The sequence below is a fragment of the Nitrosomonas ureae genome, assembly GCF_900108305.1.
In the GTDB taxonomy this organism is placed as follows: domain Bacteria; phylum Pseudomonadota; class Gammaproteobacteria; order Burkholderiales; family Nitrosomonadaceae; genus Nitrosomonas; species Nitrosomonas ureae_B.
The window spans coordinates 1-20,117 of sequence record NZ_FNUX01000007.1 but is presented as its reverse complement, the minus strand read 5'-3'; the positions used below and the strand labels follow the sequence as shown (position 1 = coordinate 20,117).

At 44.8% G+C, this 20,117-nt stretch carries 19 protein-coding genes and 1 riboswitch; of the genes, 13 read left to right on the top strand and 6 right to left on the bottom strand.

All coding sequences use genetic code 11. From position 1 onward, the window contains the following. Positions 1–113 precede the first annotated feature (113 nt). Complete coding sequence (locus C4S39_RS05705; protein ID WP_103966082.1) at positions 114–545, top strand: glycine zipper family protein; 432 nt, start codon at positions 114–116, stop codon at positions 543–545. Positions 546–607: 62 nt separating this feature from the next. Here C4S39_RS05705 and C4S39_RS05700 read toward each other — a convergent pair whose 3' ends face one another. Continuing rightward, positions 608–1,558: a chemotaxis protein gene (locus C4S39_RS05700; RefSeq protein WP_103966081.1), complete on the bottom strand. Its 951-nt coding sequence runs from the start codon at positions 1,556–1,558 to the stop codon at positions 608–610. Positions 1,559–1,979: 421 nt separating this feature from the next. Here C4S39_RS05700 and C4S39_RS05695 point away from each other — a divergent pair, with 421 nt between their 5' ends. Then, on the top strand, positions 1,980–3,398 hold the full coding sequence (locus C4S39_RS05695) for a C13 family peptidase (protein ID WP_103966080.1): 1,419 nt from the start codon (positions 1,980–1,982) through the stop codon (positions 3,396–3,398). 153 nt (positions 3,399–3,551) lie between these two features. Here C4S39_RS05695 and C4S39_RS05690 read toward each other — a convergent pair whose 3' ends face one another. The 4 genes from C4S39_RS05690 to C4S39_RS05675 all read right to left on the bottom strand — a co-directional run bounded on the left by C4S39_RS05690 (position 3,552) and on the right by C4S39_RS05675 (position 7,409). Then, positions 3,552–4,169 (bottom strand): hypothetical protein, encoded by a 618-nt coding sequence (locus tag C4S39_RS05690; protein WP_103966079.1) that lies wholly within the window; start codon positions 4,167–4,169, stop codon positions 3,552–3,554. Between the two features lie 4 nt (positions 4,170–4,173). After that, a complete protein-coding gene (locus C4S39_RS05685; RefSeq protein ID WP_103966078.1) occupies positions 4,174–4,713 on the bottom strand; it encodes a glutathione peroxidase in 540 nt (179 codons plus the stop codon). Between the two features lie 66 nt (positions 4,714–4,779). Next, positions 4,780–6,027, bottom strand: coding sequence for an OprO/OprP family phosphate-selective porin (locus tag C4S39_RS05680; protein ID WP_258039302.1), 1,248 nt, complete (start codon positions 6,025–6,027; stop codon positions 4,780–4,782). 182 nt (positions 6,028–6,209) lie between these two features. After that, positions 6,210–7,409, bottom strand: a complete 1,200-nt coding sequence (locus C4S39_RS05675) for an ABC transporter permease (RefSeq protein ID WP_103966076.1) — start codon at positions 7,407–7,409, stop codon at positions 6,210–6,212. Positions 7,410–7,779: 370 nt separating this feature from the next. On the opposite strand from C4S39_RS05675, the gene C4S39_RS05665 reads away from it, so the two are divergent. Then, positions 7,780–8,130, top strand: a complete 351-nt coding sequence (locus C4S39_RS05665; RefSeq protein WP_103966074.1) for a four-helix bundle copper-binding protein — start codon at positions 7,780–7,782, stop codon at positions 8,128–8,130. Positions 8,131–8,247: 117 nt separating this feature from the next. Beyond that, positions 8,248–8,562: a BON domain-containing protein gene (locus tag C4S39_RS05660; RefSeq protein WP_103966073.1), complete on the top strand. Its 315-nt coding sequence runs from the start codon at positions 8,248–8,250 to the stop codon at positions 8,560–8,562. A gap of 317 nt (positions 8,563–8,879) precedes the next feature. On the opposite strand, the gene C4S39_RS05655 is transcribed toward C4S39_RS05660, so the two are convergent. Beyond that, a complete protein-coding gene (locus tag C4S39_RS05655; RefSeq protein ID WP_103966072.1) occupies positions 8,880–9,479 on the bottom strand; it encodes a hypothetical protein in 600 nt (199 codons plus the stop codon). Positions 9,480–9,785: 306 nt separating this feature from the next. Here C4S39_RS05655 and C4S39_RS05650 point away from each other — a divergent pair, with 306 nt between their 5' ends. The 9 genes from C4S39_RS05650 (at position 9,786) to C4S39_RS05610 (ending at position 19,744) form a co-directional block, all read left to right on the top strand. Beyond that, a complete protein-coding gene (locus C4S39_RS05650) occupies positions 9,786–11,807 on the top strand; it encodes a CopD family protein (protein ID WP_103966071.1) in 2,022 nt (673 codons plus the stop codon). Positions 11,808–11,828: 21 nt separating this feature from the next. Next, the gene (locus tag C4S39_RS05645; RefSeq protein WP_103966070.1) at positions 11,829–12,422 is read left to right on the top strand and encodes a hypothetical protein; all 594 of its coding nucleotides are present in this window, start codon (positions 11,829–11,831) and stop codon (positions 12,420–12,422) included. 276 nt (positions 12,423–12,698) lie between these two features. After that, positions 12,699–12,800, top strand: a riboswitch (glycine riboswitch). A 41-nt stretch (positions 12,801–12,841) separates the two neighbouring features. Then, positions 12,842–13,933, top strand: a complete 1,092-nt coding sequence (gcvT, locus tag C4S39_RS05640) for a glycine cleavage system aminomethyltransferase GcvT (protein ID WP_103966069.1) — start codon at positions 12,842–12,844, stop codon at positions 13,931–13,933. A gap of 46 nt (positions 13,934–13,979) precedes the next feature. Then, positions 13,980–14,369, top strand: coding sequence for a glycine cleavage system protein GcvH (gene gcvH / locus C4S39_RS05635; RefSeq protein ID WP_013647778.1), 390 nt, complete (start codon positions 13,980–13,982; stop codon positions 14,367–14,369). Between the two features lie 74 nt (positions 14,370–14,443). Continuing rightward, complete coding sequence (gcvPA, locus tag C4S39_RS05630; protein WP_103966068.1) at positions 14,444–15,796, top strand: aminomethyl-transferring glycine dehydrogenase subunit GcvPA; 1,353 nt, start codon at positions 14,444–14,446, stop codon at positions 15,794–15,796. Positions 15,797–15,848: 52 nt separating this feature from the next. Continuing rightward, positions 15,849–16,346, top strand: a complete 498-nt coding sequence (gene tpx, locus C4S39_RS05625) for a thiol peroxidase (protein WP_181023761.1) — start codon at positions 15,849–15,851, stop codon at positions 16,344–16,346. Positions 16,347–16,368: 22 nt separating this feature from the next. Beyond that, positions 16,369–17,820 (top strand): aminomethyl-transferring glycine dehydrogenase subunit GcvPB, encoded by a 1,452-nt coding sequence (gcvPB, locus tag C4S39_RS05620; protein ID WP_103966066.1) that lies wholly within the window; start codon positions 16,369–16,371, stop codon positions 17,818–17,820. A 42-nt stretch (positions 17,821–17,862) separates the two neighbouring features. Beyond that, on the top strand, positions 17,863–18,798 hold the full coding sequence (locus tag C4S39_RS05615) for a carbohydrate kinase family protein (RefSeq protein ID WP_103966065.1): 936 nt from the start codon (positions 17,863–17,865) through the stop codon (positions 18,796–18,798). Positions 18,799–19,228: 430 nt separating this feature from the next. Next, the gene (locus C4S39_RS05610; protein ID WP_103966064.1) at positions 19,229–19,744 is read left to right on the top strand and encodes a hypothetical protein; all 516 of its coding nucleotides are present in this window, start codon (positions 19,229–19,231) and stop codon (positions 19,742–19,744) included. Positions 19,745–20,117: the final 373 nt, after the last annotated feature.

The following is a 20,117-nucleotide window of genomic DNA, read 5'->3' as shown; positions in this document are numbered from 1 at the left end:
GTATAATGAACTAAATATATTGTAATTTGGATGGATATGTTTTTTTAAGAATACTATATATTCCGGCTATACTGCTTAACTAGGTAAAAATGTTTACGAGATGAGGATGAACGATGAAATTTGCCACAGTATTGATGACCGGATTGATTTTTATTGGTTTGTCGGCTTGCTCTAGTACCGGGCCAGTCCTATATCCCAACACACATTTTTTATCAGTAGGTAAAGATTCTGCGGAGCGGGATGTTGAGGCTTGTGAACGGCTGGCTGAGTCGGCGGGTGCCCGGGAAGGCAAGGGACAGACGGGGAATGTGGCAACTAGTACGGCTATGGGAGCTGGTATTGGTGCCGCAAGCGGTGCTGCTGGGGGCGCTATATATGGATCAGTGGGTCAAGGCTCGCTGATTGGTGCTGCCAGCGGAGCTGTTGCCGGACTGCTGCGAGGAATTCTGTTCTCGACAAGATCTTCGCAACCGAATCAGGCATATGCAAACTTTGTGTCGCGTTGTTTGGAGGAGAAAGGCTATGAAGTTACCGGTTGGCAATAAACACGGTAACTTTGTCTATTCGTGAGTTGCGAGTTGATGGATTATTGTAAAAACAGACTCTGCTATGTCAATACCTTTCTCATTGCATCAGCTAATTCCTCTGCGACAAATTTAGCGACATAAGCATCTGCACCTACCGATTTAACGTGATTTTCGTTTGCTTCACCCGTGAGCGAGGAATGAATGATCACCGGAATGGACTTATATCGTTGATCGCTCTTGATGTAGCGGGTAAGCGTGAAGCCATCCATTTCCGGCATTTCCAGGTCAGTTAAGATTAAAGCGATCTTGTCATGAATGGTTTTACCTTCGGCTGCGGCAATTTCCGACATGGATTGAATTTTGGACCAAGCTTCGAGTCCGGTCCTAGTCATTACATAAGATACTTCCAGTGCTTTTAGTGCATTTTCAATCAAGCTGCGTGCCAATGGCGAATCGTCAGCGGCCAGGATTATTTTTCCAGCAGGGAGGGTTATTTTGTTGCCAATATTTTCGGGTATCATTTCGCCGGCAGGACTGGGAAGCACATCGCGTAAGATCTGCTCAACATCCAGTACCTGGGCTAGGCGGGAGCCTTCTTTATCGCCATCAAGCCGTGCGATACTGGTGATCAAGTTGCCACCCTTGCCTTCTGCAGCGATCACTTGATTCCAATCCAGACGCGCGATTTCGTTGACTTCCTCGACTGCGAAAGCCTGAGTCGAACGCGCATATTCGGTGACCAAAAGTATCGAAGTTCCTTTGCTCGGATTGCAACCCACGACTTTAGGCAAATTGATAACCGTAATGACTTGACCGCGAATATTGGCTATGCCCATTACGTAGGGGGGAGCGTTTGCTATTTCTGTGATATCTGGCATGACCAGGATTTCACGCACCTTAAAAACGTTAATGCCAAATAGTTCACGATGATTGGTACCCGGAGCTTCGCCTAATCTGAACAGTAACAATTCGAATTTGTTATTGGCAGTCAGATTGGTGCGTTCATCAATCTCATGTAAGGCTGTGCTCATAGTGTGCTCTCCAAATTTGTTAAGCAAATTAGAATGGATAATCGTGTGCGGTATCGGCTAAAGTTACGGGATCTTGAAAAATATGACGAAACGGTTATTTGCCCAGGCATTAATGGACATAAGTTGTAAATGCTATCAACTAGTCGGATACTTTCTTGTCAAATTAAGGGGCAAAGTTACCTTCTTTAGAAAAATTCCAGGCTGGTTTATTATCAATGCAGTGAGTATTTTTTGATTGATTGAATAAGGCCTATTTTTATTGCTTTTTCGCTGGTTTCTGAAGAAACGCACTAATCGGGCTTTGATAGCAAAAGTATTAAAAAATGATAGCGAGACGCTGATGGCATCTTCACTTAGAATGAGTTAATGCCGTACTTAGTTTGGTTTGTTGTATTGGCCGATACTAACCCTGGAGATAAACATGGATTTATATGCAAGTGTTCCTAAAGAGCTGAAGCAATCTGGGGCAATTAAAGAGCTTCAAACATTATTTTTGAATCTTGCCTGCGGCATAAAACTGTTGATGTTCCGTCGTAATATCATTCACCAGATAACGGTTTCGTATGATCAGTTCATTTTGCTGTTGGGTTTTTATGGCCTGACAGCACTTGTTGCTTCGTATGTGATGACGCCTAATCCGGTTTTTGGGTGGTTCGGTTTGGGATATATCGGTGTGGAGCTGTTGGGTGTTCTTCTGGTGGGGTTTGTACTGGCAAAACTCTGTGATGAACAAGACCACTTATTACGGTTCCTGACTGCTACATACAGCATATTGCCTTTCTTTTATCTCTTTTCTATTGTGGTTATACCTTTCTTGCCAGATGCTTACTTTGAAGCTGGGTATATGGTTTATACCCTATGGATTCTGGGTGTCTGTTTTTATGTTGCATTGCAGTTATTAAATGGGAAAAAAATTAAGGCACTGCTGATTGTCATGCTCTGGATAGGTATTTCATATCCACTGACGAATGTTTCGTTAAGTTTCTGGCATGAGGATTTTGATTATTCAGAAGCGTTGACCGCTTATAATGATGATGAGTTAAGCTACGTCAATCAGGAACAAGTTTACTATAACCAGTATCAATTGCTGAATAATGCGCTCAATGCTATCGAGCCCGGCGTAAAGGGCATAACCGATCTATTTTTTATCGGATTTGGTGCTGATTCTTCGCAAGATGTGTTCATGAAAGAAGTTATTAATGTACAGAATGTCATGAATCAGAATCTTGGCGCAGCAGGTAGATCTATTGCGTTGATTAATAACTTGAAAACAATCGATACAACACCGCTTGCTTCATCCACAAATCTGAAAATTGCATTAAATCACTTAGGCGGTAAAATAAATCCTGAGGAAGATATTGTGCTGTTGTATTTAACTAGCCACGGTTCTTACGATCATGAGCTTTCAGTTAGTATGTGGCCGCTTGAACTCAACGACATAGGTCCGAATGATGTTAGAGCTTATCTGGATGATGCAGGCATACAATGGCGCATTATTCTGGTTTCTGCGTGTTACTCCGGTGCTTTTATTGATGCACTGAAAAATGAAACCAGTCTGATTTTGACTGCTGCAGCTGCAGACAAGGCTTCTTTTGGATGTTCCAGTGAAAATGAATTTACTTATTTTGGCGAAGCGCTATTCAAGAATGTAGAAGGCAAGTCATACCAATTCATAGATGGTTTTAATCAAGCGATAGAAAAAATCAAACAACGTGAAATATCAGAAAATCTGATTCCTTCAAATTCTCAATTGTTTGTAGGCAATTTGATGAGAGAAAAATTACAGTCTCTGGAACATGACATGGTTCGATATGCTCCTGAGAGATTTGGGAGCTTTTAAGCGGGTAGTGATTAAATTCCGATTACCTTGCTTTAAGTTGAGCAGAATAGCCGGTTTATTACAGTTTGATTGTAACCAGTCGGTGGAAAAAATGCTGAAAGTGAATCCTCTCGGAATTGATTAGTACTGGTAGTTTCTATGAGTTATTATTTTTCAGAATGGCTCTATGTCGAGCTTTACTGTATAGCGAAGAGGTTTATTATTTGCTTCGCTGCTTCCTGAAATAATTGCATTACAAATAATGATCTGATTAGAAACTCCTTTTTCGTCGAGTCTGCGGCGGAAACTTCTGGATTCTTCACGACTTAGATAATAGACGGTACGCCCGTCAATGTCGATATGAACCACGTCACTGTCAAAAGGGTTGCTATTGTCCGTTATCAGACGGGCTTTCAGGATATGCGTTTTTGTAACTGGGTTGTCATCCGGATTAATGCCATTTTCCTGCGCCAATTGTTGAATCACTTGCTGACGAGGGGCCGCTGCAATTATGCAGGCAAACTGGCCTGATTCAGGCCAGTTATAATAGTCTGCTGCCGGCTTTATATGCTGCTGTGGGCTTTTTTCCGGTTGAACTGCATTAGCAATTTTGTTTCGATTGGAAATAAGTATCACTGCAGAGATAAATACTATCGGAAGTATATAAGACTTATCGACACCGGCACCGGCGATCAATCCGATAAACAAGGACACGATCAAGAGCGCTAGGATACTTATTTGTGGTTTTTGATTTTCTGGTAAATCAGTTGAAGATTGCGGTTGCTTGTTCATTAATTTATTGTCTTAGTGCTTGCTCTATTGCTGTCACCACAGCTGGATCAGAAGGCTTGGTATGTGGACTGAATTGAGTAATGAATTGGCCGTCGCGATTGATTAAATATTTTTGAAAATTCCAGGTCGGATAGGTGCCGGATAATTCAGCCAGCTGAACATAAAATGGATGTGCATGGCCTTTTTTTACCGTGGTTTTCTCAAACATCGGGAATTTTACATCGTAGGTCAAGCGGCAGAAATCCTGAATTTCAGCTTCGGTTCCAGGTTCCTGTCCCATAAAATCATTGGATGGAAAACCCAGCACGACCAATCCCTTGGATTGATATTTATTATATAGTTGTTCTAACTCTTCATACTGCGGTGTATAGCCGCATTTACTGGCAGTATTCACAACGAGTAGCACCTTGCCGGCGTAGGTCTCGCATAAATTCACCATCTCCGATTCTGCAAGCTTACGAAAATTCTGATCCAAAAGCGTGCTGTTGCAGGCAAGAGCGGAATTCGCTAGAGAAAGCATGATTAAAACGAGCGGAATGCGCATGAGACACCTCCTTGATTAATGGATTAACAGCAAACTGGAAATTCCGGCAGCTGTCCTATTAGTATATTAGAAGCTGACCTGAGTTCGGAAAGAAAGCACTGAAAAATGATCGGTGCGCGTTGGCGTATCCAAACCGGTATTTCCAAATGCGGCATCGGTCAGGTAATAATTCAGCATAAACCGGATATTCATATGGGGATACCAATTTACACCCAGTGTGATGACTTGAATCTGGCATTTTGAGGTACCGGTTCTACATGGATTGGCGGTGAGGCTTTGGTTGGAATTCTCGGCAAGATCATAACGTCCGGCAAATTCCAGTGCGCCCCATCGGCCGTTTGGCTGAGGTTTACCAAAAGCACCGCGATCTTTCTTATACACGACAGTTTCTCCGGTTACAAACCAGCTGGCTTGCACATAAAAAGCATGAATGGTGGAATCCCTGTTGTTTCCAGCTGTTTGATGGGTATTGTCGAGCCTTGTGACGGCGTATTCCCCCTGTAGTGTAAGTGGTCCGAAGGAATACGCGGTTTCTGCAGCAAAAGTGGACTGACTATTGTGGTTAGGCGCGCCCAAACTGGTTCCGGCGATTCCCAAAGATTGGGTGATGCCTTGACGTCCACCATAAACGTCGGCAACTCCGGCCGATAGGGAATCTTTACTGGTGGTATCCCGACTGGCTGAAAGTCCAAGATGCAGAATGTGGCCTGTTTTGTCGATCGGCAGCCAGACAGCGCGACCGCCATAGCTGATTCCTGCAAACGGCAAGCCAAAGTGCGACAGGCTCATCACATGAATGCCAAAACCCAGATTATCCTTGACCATTCCCCGGTAGCCAATACCAGTCAGAAATTGACGTCCGCTATATATTCCGGTTGACGATGTTGATGGCCGTTCCATCAAGGTAATTTCATTGGAGCTGGTTATTTCTTCCAATCCCCGGTACGGTTTGAATTGCCCGATAGTTAACTGACCCGTTCCCAGCCCCGTAGCTATCCAGGCCTCACGAAGACTATGTGGAAATCCGGTAGTCGCATTGATTGCGAAATCATCTTCGAATTTAAAATTAACGCCATAAATTCTTCCGGTAATAGTGGCGTAGGTTCTGCGCCAATTAAAGCCATCACGATCATTGCCATGCAGAAGCTGACTGCCCAATGCAGGGTAATCCGGATTTGCCTGATCGGGATATAACGCATGCACATCGAAGTGTCCGCGGCCGTTTAACCCAATTTCAAAATTACCGTCATCGGTCTTGATCCTGGGGCCACCTTTGTAGGTGAAATTAACTGCATGACATGAGGCAATACTCACGTTCGCCAGTATTATGAGGCTACAGAACTTTATAGTGCGCTTCATATATCACATTTGGGCTCATTCTGTTCGTGGCAGCTTGGAAAGAGTGAAGTATGCCAGATTATATATCAGCCTAAACCGCATGAATGAAGTAGTGCCCAAGACGGTAAAGATGAAAATAACAATGAGTTACCTACCGGCTAATCCGTGCGTAATGCATCCACAGGGTTTAGCTTTGCCGCCTGCATGGCTGGGATTACACCGGCGGCGAGGCCGATCACCATCGATATGCACAGGGCGCCAAGTACATAATCCCATGGAATATTCACGGGCAGATCGCTGATCAATAATTTGAGCAACCAGGCGATACCCGATCCGATGAGCAATCCTGCTAACCCCCCCAGTGTGGAAAGCGCAATGGATTCCAACAAAAATAAAATGCGGATGCGCGTGCGTGTCGCGCCTAAAGCGGTAAGCAGGCCGATTTCGGATACCCGTTCAGAAACTGCAATATGCATCAGCGTGACCATACCGACTGCGCCTACTACCAGGGAAATACCGCCCAGTGCAGCAACCGCAAACTTTAATACGCTCAGTACAGTGGATAAAGTGCTGAGCATTTGTTGTTGTGGTTTGATGGTGAAATCCTCACGCCCGTGACGGGAAATCAGAATGCGCTGGATATCTTCGACAACAACGTGCACCGGAATATCGGGAAAATATGCCAATTGAATTTCCATTACACCTTGCCGGTTGAATACTTCCAATGCCCGGGTTGTGGGTATGAAAACGGTGTCATCCAGATCAAAACCGAGTATTTGTCCCTTGGATGCCATGACACCGATAACGCGGAAGCGCGAGCCGCCAACCTGCAAGATTGCACCCAGAGGGTTAGTATCGCCGAAAATCTCAGCGCGTACTTTGGCACCCAATACCGCATACGCCCGTGGATTGCGCGGATCATCATCGGGTAAAAATTGCCCGATTTCGATTTGCATATTAAAAGCCTTGGCAAAATCGGGTCCCTGACCATATGCCGTTACGCGCCGGCTACGGCCTTGCGCACGGATCTCCGCATTGCCGACTACGCTGGCATTGATATATTCGGCGTGGCGACTCTGTCGCAGTGCCATCGCGTCCTCTATTGTCAATAATCGCGCGCTGCTGATAGCGCCCAGGGAGCCGCCATGAGTATTGATTTTTCCTGGCGTGATTGTGACAATGTTGGTTCCAAACTGGGTAAATTCCGATAATACAAAGCGTTGCACGCCATCGCCAATGGCGGTCAGGAGAATAACCGCAGCAATTCCGATAGCAATTCCAGAGGCTGATAATACGGTGCGCAGCCGATGAGCCAGTAACGACTGTAAGGCAAACTGAAAAGTATCAATCGCATTCATATTTTGTATAAATAAATGGGTTAAGCCTCGGCCCAAGATTCAGATCAAGCCGATGATCGTTTCGTCTGATCATTTTTTGAATATGTATGATACCGCACAGACCACGATTAGCATTGTAGCTATAGTTGCAGTTATTCGTATGGTTCCGGATTCTCTCATCAAAACAATATGTTATCGGATTATTTTACTGCAACATCGTTTTAAGGAAATTTCGAACAGGCGTCATTTCAAGTATATTGATAAATTTATTGCTTTAATTATTAAATACTTATTATCTTTCTCGGAATGACTGATGCAAGTTTTTCAGGACTTCCTTGATTGTATTGTTCATTTATTTTTATTCACTTACCACTTACCTTAGGAGACTTTCATGGATCAGTCAACCTACGTCAAACATGATATGCAAGCCTGTATCGCGGCCTGTACCAGCTGTCATCAGATTTGCCTGCAAATGGGGATGAATCATTGCCTTGAAACCGGCGGAAAACATGTTGAACCCAGCCACTTCCGACTACTGATGAGTTGTGCCGAAATCTGTCAGACATCAGCTAATCTTATGCTCAGCGGTGCTGTTCATTCCAGCGCTGTTTGCGGTATTTGTGCCGAGATTTGCGAAGCATGTGCAATAGATTGCGAGAAAACCGGAGATATGAACGAATGTGTCGAAGCTTGTAGAGACTGTGCCGAGACATGCAAGCAAATGGCGGATATGCACCACTAGATTGATCATGATCGCAAGTGTAATATAAGAGGGGTGGTTGAATAGCCAGCTTGGAGTTTTTTTATTGATCTAACTTAGCTGATCGTTTGAGATGAGCAATTGACAGGAGATTGAATTATGAAGTACTTCACGAGATTATTCCTTTTACCTTTTTTGACTGTGGCATTACTCGTTACCGTGGGATGCGGGTCAACGCATAAACAGGAAGGGACAGGAGAGTATTTTGATGATACTGTCATTACCGCCAAGGTAAAGGCTGCCATACTTAATGAGCCAACGCTGAAGTCTGCTGAAATTAATGTCGAAACATTCAAGGGGGTAGTGCAGCTAAGCGGCTTTGTAAGCTCCTCCGCCAGTATTAATAAAGCGATCGAAGTGGCAAGCGGTGTCGCCGGGGTAAAGTCGATCAAAAATAGCATGCATCTCAAATAGATAGTACGAAAAACAATCCGGCAAGCCATGTTTACATTTAGACAGTACAAGATGGCTTGCTGCCAAACCCATCGGAATCGCATCACCTTTACATTTATTTAGTACCCCGTTCCGCCCTTCCTTTATTTTACAGTCTGTTTCATGGTGACGTAATTCATCAATTTTTTCATACTTTGCCGTTGCACGGTAATTGCTCCTTTCTAACCTGCGCGACCGTGCATTCCCCTTGAACACATGATCGATGCGATGGTGTTTTGCCGATTGAGATATTTATATCTCTAAACAAAGTAGCTGCCCAGCTGGGTCGAATAATATGCCTAGTGAAATGTACTTTCATATTTTGCTTTTATATCTAACGCATCTGACATGAACCATTCAATCATTTCCCATCGATCGAGCGAACTGGATTCATTACCCATGCTTTTTCTTATTTCAAGTAGAAGCGTCCCCATTAACGCAATCCAATCTCGAGTCTTCTCGTCGATCGGTCTCGGATCAGCTTCGGTATGGTAGAAGAATTGCATTAACTTGTTGTATGCGCGCACTACAGAGTCATTTGCAACTAAAGAGAGTTTAAAACCAATCTGTCGATATTCGACAGACAGCATCTTTGCGATTGCGATGTTATTTTTATTCTTGTTTTTGAATTTCAGATCTTGTGCGAAAGCATCTTCGCTCGTAAATAGCAAAAAGAAAGGCTCCAGAAGTGAATTGTAGGTTGCAATTCTGTCTTCCCGCAGCTTGTTTTCAAGCTCGCGAATCCTTGAGAGTTGAGCATCCTGCTTTGCTTGTGATGAACTAAATCTATTTTGAATTAGCCAACCTATTCCACCCAGAGCGATCAGGAGCAAAGGTGTTACCAATGTAGCTATCGCACTAATCGTGTCGAGCAGATCTTTTTCTGCTGGTACGGCCATGAGTTTTTATCTCCATTTTTTTGTGTCATAACCAAAATGAGAAGTGATAGTATTCTCTTTTTTAGGTTTGCCAAGTTAATTTATAAGCACTATTATCTAATTCAATCTCTGTCTCTGCGAGTTCAATTTTCTGCTTTTTGAGACAAAACTGATTGAAGTACGCGGTTAATACCTTACCACTTGTGTTGGGGTGTTTTATTTTATCTGAATCCAAAATTCTAAATTTCCTGCTGATCGAGTTGTTGTCTATCACAATCTATCTTGCGGGAATTATCACAATAATAGAAATATTCCTATCGTAAAACCATGATTGAAATCATTGCTGCAATTGCACGGTGGTCACAATTGACCGCTAATTTAATTTTGTTCGGAAGTTGTGTTTTTTTGGTAACCATTGGTCATCAGAAAGCATTGTTTGAAGCTCCCTGGGTTGTCCGGCTGGAAAGGTGGTTTCCGTGGATGACAGGTATCATCTTATTAGGATTGATGGGCATTCTGGCCGTCACTACGGGTGAAGCGACGGGAGTTGTTGCGAACGTTTGGAGCCCATTCGCCTGGCTGGAGATCGTGCAGAATACGCAGATTGGCTATATTTGGGTGGCACGAGCGGTACTGGCCAGTGTGTTATTGATGGTTATACTTTATTTCCAGCGTGTTAAGCGGGAGCGATGGCATTATCTGTTATGGGCTGTTGCCGCTTCATTTCCGTTGATAACGGGTACGCTGATGAGTCATTCCAGTGCGGATGAGATGTCGTTTGCAGCGGTTGCGCCGTATGCAGTGCATATATTGTTGGCAGGAGCCTGGTTTGGCGCGTTACCGGCCTTTCTGTTTATCTTATATAGCAACCACAGTGAATCCGGTAAAGCAGTAGATTTGAAAACGGCAAATTATCTGAAGAAATTCTCGGTTGTTGCGTTGCCTGTAATACTTTTACTGGCCGTTACCGGCCTGATTGTCACCGATCGCCTGGTCGAAACCTTTTATCATACTCTGGTTGCCAGTCCTTACGGCTGGCTATTGATCGCGAAGTTAAGCGTTCTGGCGGTTATTCTGGTGATTGCCTATCAAGCACGTTACCGGTGGCTTCCCATGTTGTTCGAGGACGGTACTGAACGGACCCGTCGCAGTACCAAACATTTAAGGCAGTGGGTCGGCATTGAGTTCTTGCTGGCATTATTGCTGGTGCTGCTTGCGACCATCCTGGCCAACACGCTGCCTGCCAAGCATGCGATAATTGAGAATTGGCCCTATCCATTCCGTTTTTCGATCAATGCAACCTGGGATGAACCGTATGTACAGGAAATGGTGTGGTCTGGAATTGCTTTGTTCTTCATTGCATTGTGTACCATTTGGCTGGGCAGGAAGTATCATTGGAGCAAGATGACGAAGATTTTAGTACCTGGCTTGCTGGGGATCAGTTCAATGGCGATTGCTTTGCCGCCTTTGGCGATCGAAGCCTATCCTGAGACTTATCTGAAACCGACGGTACCTTTTGATACCATTTCCATTGTCAATGGTTCCCGGCTGTTTGCAGAAAACTGCATCAACTGTCACGGTCCGCAAGGCAAGGGTACGCAGCCTGTTGCTGATCCCGACGTACGAGATCCCACCGATCTGCTAACACAGCAACATACGGCACAATATACCGTAGGTAATGTTTTTCATCTGTTGACGCATGGCATTCCGGGAACGCAGATGCCGGGTTTTGCTGCAACTTTATCCGAAGATGATCGCTGGGATTTGATCAATTTTCTTCATGCATTATCGCGCGGTTTTGATGCGCGCTTGTTGGGAAGCATGATTTTACCCGAGATGCCCGCCATCGCATCACCGGTGTTTAACTATGCAGCGAATGATGGTTCCGGTGGTAATTTAAGGGATTTTCGCTTACAGAAGAATGTATTGCTGGTGTTGTTTTCCTGGCCTCAATCCAAAGAGCGTTTTTTTCAATTGGCTGCTTCGTATGACCGAATCAAGGCGCTAGATACCGAAGTTCTGGCGATACCGATTCGTGCCCTGGAGCCATGGGAATTGGAGCAAATCGCTGAAATTGCAAATTTCCCTGTAGTTATTGAGGGATGGTCAGAAATCAAAGATAGTTATTGGCTCTACCGGCGGATTAGAGCAGTTCCTGATCTATCGGGCAAAGGAATGTTTCCCGGGCACATGGAATTTATTACCGATCGTTTCGGTTACTTGCGTGCGCGATGGGTGGCTCAATTCGAAGGATTCGGCTGGCAAAATTTCGATGCTTTAACACTCCAATTGAGACAACTTAATGAGGAAGATGAAATCATGCCACCGCCTGGGGAACATGCGCATTAATGTTTTTACAAGGAGGTTGAGATGAGCAATATGAAATGGCAAAATTCATGGCAGGGCTGTGTTGTCCGGGGGTTCATAGTGTTATGGATTGCCGCGGTATCATGTAGCGCTGCATCGCAAGGGTGGACTGGCAGCCCGGAAAAGAGAGTTTTAGAAACGATTGAAATCGAGGGTATTTCAATCAATACACCATTGGAAATGATTGCGGAAATTCTGCAAGCGCGAGATTACACGAAGGTCAATGAATCTCTGTATACCAAACAGAAGTATGCAGATAAAGGCCGGAGTACGATTTCTCGTGTGGAAGTCGATGATAATCCGGTTTTTCGTCAAATCGCCTACTATCGGGGCATGAGTGGCGGGCGGAACAAAAGCCCCACAGTGCGTGATGCCCCGATACCTGATTCCGATGTCGATATGGCGCAGCATCTATATCATTCGGTTTGCATGAATATTTCAGAAGAATTGCAAAATGAAAGAGCATGCGACCCTCTTACTTCGGCTAATATCAGGTTCGGTCGCGGGCAATGGATTCAAATTGATGATCATTTTTCTGCCATATTGACTGCATCGGATACCCATGCAACGGTTGGGATAAGATTTTCAAGAAATTGATATTAAAATAATTATTTATTGTTTCAAGCTGATGATTCGAGTTCTCTTTGTATCTGTCAATCAGTTTGTTTTTTTGATCATCATCGTTTGTAATCCGTCAGAAAATTTATTTGAATGGCTTGTATAAAACATTGTTACTAGCGTATAGTTCGCATTCAGCCATTTGAAGTCCAAGCAGGAGAGCGCGCTAATTATTAAGAAGCGCCGCCGAAGGCGTAACCCCCCGGAATCGCTCAGGCATGGTCAAGTCAGACTTGTTCCTTAAGAACCGCTTGTGACGGGCAATCTGGAGAGTGCCAAGGAATTGTCCTTGGCCACCGAAGGGGCACGCGGATGCTAATCTGTAAATCTCTCAGGTAAAAGGACAGAGGGGTGCGAAGTCATCTGAGCTGACTTTTATTTATTTCCGGGAGAATTCCGTGCTGAAAATGACACCCCTTAATCAAACCCACCGCGATATGAACGCCAAAATGGTGGATTTTGGTGGCTGGGATATGCCGTTGCATTACGGCTCACAGTTAGACGAACATCATAAAGTCCGTCAGGATGCGGGCATGTTTGATGTCTCACACATGTTGCCCGTGGATATTAAAGGCGACAATGTGCGCGACTTTCTACGCCGGCTGGTGGCAAACAATGTTGATAAATTGACGCTTCCTGGCAAAGCGCTATATTCCTGCATGCTGACTCCGCAAGCAGGTATCATCGATGATCTGATCATCTATTTCCTGTCCGAAACCTGGTTCCGTATCGTGGTCAATGCCGGTACAGCGGATAAGGATGTCGCCTGGATGCTCAAAAAACGTGATGAATGGGCACCTGATCTCGAAATTACGCCAAGACGCGATCTTGCCATGGTTGCCGTGCAAGGACCCAATGCCCGAGCCAAAGTATGGCAAGTCATCCCAAATTCTCAATCAGCGACCGAAGAACTAAAACAATTTCAATCCGCAGTTGTCGGGCAATACTTCATTGCGCGTACGGGCTATACCGGCGAAGATGGTTTTGAGATCATTTTGCCTGCCGCCGATGCGCCAGCATTCTGGAAAGCGTTGTATGCTGCCGGCGTTGCTCCTGCCGGATTGGGTGCGCGTGATACGCTGCGTCTGGAAGCGGGTATGAATTTATATGGTCAAGATATGGATGAGACGAAGAACCCGTTGGAATCCGGATTGGCTTGGACCGTCGATCTGAAAAGCGAGCGTGATTTCATTGGCAAACAGGCGCTGTCGGATACCGTTGTCACGCATCAATTGGTAGGATTGGTACTGGTTGATCGTGGCGTACTGAGAAGCCATCAGCAGGTTGCCGGGCAAAAAGATGACGTTGAGTATTCGGGTGAGATTACCAGCGGCGGATTCTCGCCAACCATGAACCAATCGATTGCTTTGGCGCGTGTCCCCACGCAAATAACCATCGGTGATGAAGTCAATGTCATCGTGCGCGATAAAAAGCTGCGCGCAAAGGTGGTAAAATACCCATTCGTGCGGAATGGCAAGGTATTAGTTTAATAAAAATTAATTAAAAATATTAGATTACTTTAATCCGGAGTGAAAAATGAGTATTCCAACACATTTAAAATATAGCAAATCTCATGAATGGGTAAAATCTGAAGCAGACGGTACAGTAACTGTCGGTATTACCCATCATGCACAGGAATTACTCGGTGATATGGTGTTTATCGAATTGCCGGAAGTTGGGCGTGTACTTAAACAAAAAGAGGAATGCGCGGTTGCGGAATCAGTCAAGGCAGCTGCAGATGTATATTCTCCTATCTCGGGTGAAGTTACCGCGGTGAATTCTCCGCTGGTCGACGAGCCAGGAAAAATAAACGAAGATGCTTATTCCGCCTGGTTATTTAAATTGAAACCCAGTAATACAGCCGAGCTGGATGGATTAATGGATGCAACTGCTTATAACGAGTTGGTCGAGAACGAGGATCACTAATATCCATCCAGGATTGAAATGTATTTTGTTTTACTATTTTAATGTCTTATTTCTGAAAGTTTTCTAGATAAATCATGCCGTTTATTCCACATACCAAAGAAGATATTGCTGAAATGCTTGCCAGCATTGGCGCGAAAACAATTGAAGAGCTTTTTGATGAAATTCCAAAAGAATTGATCAGCGGTGAATTAACGGGCGTTCCTCCCGGACTGAGTGAAATGGAAATAACTCGACTGATGATGGCACGTGCTACTCAAGATGGGTTTTATCAAAACTTCATTGGTGCGGGTGCTTATGAGCATCATATACCTGCGGCGGTTTGGCAGATCACCACGCGCGGAGAGTTTTATTCTTCCTATACACCTTATCAAGCAGAAGCCAGTCAAGGGACTTTGCAGTTATTGTATGAATATCAATCCATGATGGCTTCTCTGACCGGGATGGATGTATCCAATGCCAGCATGTATGACGGTGCTACGGCGCTGGCTGAAGCTGCTCTAATGGCAGTGCGTTCGCACAAAACATCGCGGCGTATTTTGATTCCGCAAACAGTTCATCCTGTTTATCGTCAGGTGGTTCGTGCTATTGTCAGCAATCAAAAAATTGAAGTGGTGGAATTGCCTTACTGCACTGAATGCGGACAAATTCTACCGGAATCATTAGTCAACTCGAATCATGAAGATTTTGCCGCTCTGGTGATTCCGCAACCTAATTTCTTTGGGGTGTTGGAACAAGTCGATGCATTGACCGATTGGGCGCATAGCAAAAATGCTTTTGCCATCGGTGTTGTTAATCCAACTACGTTGGCAGTATTGACTCCTCCTGGAGAGTGGGGCAGCAAGGGTGCCGATATTGCTGTCGGTGAAGGCCAGCCCCTTGGAATACCTTTATCCAGCGGTGGTCCATACTTTGGTTTTATGGCGTGCAAAAACGAGCTGGTGCGTCAGATGCCAGGACGTATTATTGGTCGTACTACGGATTTGGATGGCAAAGAAGGATTTGTGCTGACCTTGCAGGCGCGCGAACAACATATCCGCCGTTCCAAAGCAACATCCAATATTTGTACCAATCAAGGGTTGATGGTGACCGCAGCCACTATTTTTATGTCGTTAGTGGGGCCGGAAGGATTGCGTCGGGTGGCGGCACAATCTCACGCCAATACGCTGGAATTGGTCGAACAGCTGGTGAAGTTTAAGGGAGTAGAAAGAACATTTAGCGGGCCCGTATTTCATGAGACTGCATTAACTTTGTCTAAGCCTGTTGCTGATGTGTTGAATAAGCTGAAGCAGAAAGGCATTCTGGGGGGATATAATTTGCAAGGGCAATATCCTGAATTGGGTAATACCTTGTTGGTTTGTGCAACGGAAACCAAGACTGAATCTGATTTGCGAAATTATGCAACCGCCATGCAGCAAGCGCTTGGTTAAACCGCGCTTTACTTAAACCTATTACTTTCAACTATATCGTTAAGGAAAAATCATGGTTACTCTCAAAGGAAATCCCATCAAAATTGAAGGTACTTTTCCAAAAGTCGGTCAAAAGGCACCGGCATTTTCTTTGGTCAATCGAGATCTGCAGGATGTTACATTGGCCAATTATGCAGGAAAAAAGAAAGTATTGAATATTGTTCCCAGTCTGGATACGCCGGTATGTGCAATTTCAACCCGTAAATTCAACCAGCAGGCAAGTAATATGGACAATACCGTAGTATTGATTATTGCCGCTGATTTGCCTTTCGCCATGAGCCGATTTACTGACGCTGAAGGTTTGGATAAAGTAATTACATTATCGACCATGCGTGGCGCCAATTTTATGAAGGATTATGGTGTCTTGATCGCCGATAGCCCATTTGGTGGGATTACAGCGCGCGCAGTAATTGTGCTGGATGAGTCAGACACAATCATTCATGCCGAACTGGTTCCGGAAATTGCAGACGAACCTAATTATGATGCAGCCATAGTTGCCTTGAAGCAATAAATTAAGATTGAATTTATAGATCATGTTGATATTTGAACACTCGCGCCCAGGGCGTTTTAATTATTCCCAATCACCGACAAAACCGGCGAGCAAGTCTGCAATTCCGCAGAATCTGCAGCGCAAATCGAAAGTGCTGCTGCCGGAAGTTTCCGAGATGGATACGGTGCGTCACTTCACTCGCTTATCACAAAAGAATTTTTCGATTGATACCGAGTTTTATCCACTAGGTTCATGCACGATGAAATACAATCCGCGTGCGTGTAACTCATTAGCGATGTTACCGCAGTTTCTATCCCGGCATCCACTGGCACCGGAAGATACCGGGCAAGGTTATCTTGCTTGCATGTATGAGTTGCAGGAAATCCTGAAGTCGGTTACCGGCATGGCCGGTGTCAGCTTGACACCGATGGCGGGTGCGCAGGGCGAATTGATCGGTGTCATGATGATTCGTGCCTATCACGAATCGCGCGGTGATTTTGAACGCACTGAAATCATTGTTCCCGATGCCGCGCATGGTACAAATCCGGCTACTGCCGTAATGTGCGGTTTCAAAGTGGTGGAAATTGCTACCGATAAAGATGGCAATGTGGATCTGGACGCATTGAAAGCCGCCGTTGGGCCAAAAACCGCCGGGCTGATGCTGACTAACCCATCGACACTGGGCGTATTCGAGAAAAATGTTGCTGAAATGAGTCGTGTGGTGCATCAAGCGGGTGGTTTGCTGTATTACGACGGCGCTAATCTTAATGCGGTATTGGGTAAAGTGAAGCCGGGCGATATGGGTTTTGATGTGATCCATATCAATCTGCACAAAACCTTTTCGACTCCGCATGGCGGTGGAGGGCCAGGCTCTGCGCCGGTAGGTGTGGCTGAACGCTTATTGCCTTTTATACCGATCCCGATTGTTGCCAAGGAAGGCGAAACCTATCGCTGGGTTACTGAAAAAGACAAACCGCAATCCATTGGCCGGTTATCCGCGCACATGGGTAATGCTGGTGTCCTGCTACGAGCATATATCTATGTTCGCTTGCTGGGATTGGATGGTATGCATCGTATTTCCGAGTTTGCCACACTGAATGCCAACTATCTGATGGCTGAATTACGCAAAGCGGGATTTGAAATTGCTTATCCTAATCGCCGCGCCAGCCATGAATTCATTGTAACGCTAAAAGATATCAAGGATAAAACCGGCGTAACAGCGATGAATCTGGCAAAACGCCTGCTCGATAAAGGTTACCATGCCCCAACGACGTATTTTCCACTGTTGGTTCCCGAATGCTTGTTGATCGAACCAGCCGAGACGGAATCCAAAGAGACGCTGGATGCTTTTGTCACGTCGATGAAGGAAATCTTGCAGGAAATCGAAGAGCAACCGGATATGGTGAAAGGCGCGCCGCATACCATGCCAGTGCGTAAGCTGGATGATGTCAAGGCTGCGCGTGAACCGGATTTGGCCTGGAAGCAGGGTGCCTGACCCAATAAAGTCAGCCCCATTAATCGAAATGGAAGCCAAATAATGCGCACATTGATATGTGGTTCTATCGCTTACGATAATATTATGGTTTTCCAGGATCGATTTAAGAATCACATTTTGCCTGAGAAAATCCACGTATTGAATGTCGCATTTCTGGTTCCTGAAATGCGCCGCGAATTCGGCGGTTGTGCCGGTAATATTGCATACAATCTAAAAATGTTGGGTGGTGAGCCTGTCATGATGGCTACCGTCGGCGATGACTATGCGCCCTATGCCGCGCGGTTTGAGCGATTAAGCCTGACCCAGGAGCATGTACTGCACGTAGCCGATACCTTCACCGCACAAGCCTTCATTACCACTGATCTGGATGATAATCAAATCACCGCGTTTCATCCGGGAGCGATGAACTTCTCGCACCTTAATTCCGTGCAGGAAACCTGCGATATTCAGTTGGGCATTATTGCGCCGGACGGACGCGATGGCATGATGCAGCATGCGCACGAATTTCACAAAACCGGCATTCCGTTTGTTTTTGATCCAGGGCAAGGGCTGCCGATGTATAACGGAGAAGAGCTACTCGATTTTATCGACAAAGCCGATTACATCGCCGTCAATGATTATGAAGGTCAGATGCTGCAAGACCGCACAGGAATTAATCTGGAATCCTTGGCGAACAAAGCCAAAGCCCTGATCATCACCTTGGGTGCGCAAGGATCCCTCATTTACGCCGATGGCAAGAAATTTGAGATCCCTAGTATTAAACCTAAAGAAATCGTCGATCCCACCGGCTGCGGCGACGCCTATCGAGCCGGATTGCTATACGGCATTGTCAATAATCTGGACTGGCAAACCACAGGACAGCTGAGTTCGCTGATGGGTTCCTTAAAAATCGCCCAGCGCGGCGGACAAAATCACCAGTTCTCTCGTGATGAAATTGACCAATGTTATTTTGAGAGCTTTGGTACTCGTATTTTCTAGAATAAAGTGTCACATTTTCTGGAATGGAATTTTAGTCGAGTATATGATCGTTTCTGCTTGTTTAGATCATATTAATGATCGACCATGGTAATAAATTTTCTCCGCGCGGCCCTGCACTTATTGGTACTGCTATTGTTGGGTACCGCCATATGAATCTGTCAGTAGAAGCAATCTTTGGAATTGGTTTGGCAATGAATGCCACATCTGCACGAGGGTGCGAATAACACGTTCAGCTCAGTCGTTGGTTTGGGACAGCTGATTTGTGAGTGCATTTTTGACTAATGTTGTATTTTTCACAACATTTAACGAAATTAATTATATTTCAGCTGCCTAACGAAACTTCTAAGGTTGTCAGAGATCTTGACGATGATACGATGAATAACTAATCGACAGTTACGTTTTACAATAAGCTAATATTTCAGGGGATTTTATGAAAAAAATTATTTTAACAATGTCTTGCGCAATATCACTGCTTATTGCAAATATACAGTCTATTATGGCTGAAACTATTGCAGTGGAAGGTAATTCCATTTTTATTCTTGATAACAGTGTGGCAGGCTCTCAATTAGTTGTGAGAAACCTTAATGATGGCACTTTGAATTCGTGTCTTGCCGATTCCGGTTTGAATCTTCTTGGTTTAAATATAGACACAACTGCAACTGACGTTATTATCAAAAAAGGTACCGCAGTGGTTACGACTTTAAATACTGTTAGTCAGATAACTGATGTTAAGCTGGTGGATGTTAAAAACTGTCCAATTATCTATACTACTGATATCAGTGAATGTTATGCAGCGGTACAAGGTGACAAATTAATCGTACCATGCCTTAAATACGGTGATGATATCATTTCGGTTGTACTGGGACGTCGAGGCAATTCAATGAACTATGAGTATGAATCATCCAAGCCTGGCAAAGACCATAAACAAGACAGCGATGAGGATTAGAATAAAAAAACGCTCAGTTAGTCTAATCAGCCTGGATGCGCTGCTTTCTAAGATCTCATCATTAAAGGTAGTCAATAGGCGTGCCGCACTAAGCTGATTAGAACATTACCTGTCAGGTCTTGCGCTAGCAAATACCATACAGATTGGGAAATTGCCAAGTATAAGTAGTCATCCCTGAAAAAAGTACCCAACAATTGTTGTTGAGAAATTGAATCTGATATTTCCATTCAATGTGGAGAATAACTTTGGTTGGTTGGATTTTCATCGAAAGTGAACCGCCCCGGGTTTATCGGAGACTCCATTTCTTGAGAGAATGGAGCTATGAATAAATCGATAAGATACTCACCTGAAATCCGTGAACGAGCAATTCGTA